Consider the following 668-nt stretch of genomic DNA (forward strand, 5'->3'; position numbering starts at 1 on the left):
GACAATACCAATATCTATGCTTATCTTGCCATGCTCGGTCTTTCCTGCGTAGGGCTTGGCGGTATGCTTTACTTCAAACGCCGTAAAAAGAAATCATAAGGCGGTAATGTAGCGGTTGGTAGAGCGTTCAAGGTCGCCACCCTTTTTGCAACTTCACGCTCCCGTGAAGCTTTGATTTATGGGAGCGTGAAGTCCACTAAGGGCGTGGGGAGTGTAGCTCCCCACAAAGTACAGCAGGAAAGAACTTACAAATAGAAAGAAAAGAGGTCAATTATTATGGAATTAAGATTTGTCGTACCAAACATGGAAAAGACATTTGGAAACTTGGAGTTTGCCGGAGAAAATACTACGGAACAGCAGAGAATCAACGGGCGTATGGCTGTCATTAACAGAAGCTACAACCTGTATTCCGATGTGCAGAGAGCTGATGATGTAGTTGTGACGCTTCCTGCCAAAGCCGGCGAAAAACATTTCTTGCCGGAGCAGAAAGTAAAACTTATCAATCCACGAATTACTACCGATGGTTATAAAATCGGGGAACGTGGATTTGTCAATTATATCTTGCTTGCAGACGATATGTTACCAGTGGAAAGTAAATAAGGGGGTATTCAGATTATGAGATTAGCAAATGGAATCGTCATTGATAAAGAAAAGACTTTTGGAGTGTT

The 668-nt window shown here is 42.7% G+C and carries 1 protein-coding gene; it reads left to right on the forward strand.

The window, feature by feature from the left end; genetic code table 11:
- Positions 1–276: 276 nt before the first annotated feature.
- On the forward strand, positions 277–600 hold the full coding sequence (locus tag GPK60_RS04750; protein WP_173692852.1) for a YdcP family protein: 324 nt from the start codon (positions 277–279) through the stop codon (positions 598–600).
- The last annotated feature ends 68 nt before the right edge of the window (positions 601–668 follow it).

This window comes from Ruminococcus sp. MCC718, assembly GCF_018783905.1.
In the GTDB taxonomy this organism is placed as follows: Bacteria; Bacillota; Clostridia; order Lachnospirales; family Lachnospiraceae; genus Hominisplanchenecus; species Hominisplanchenecus faecis.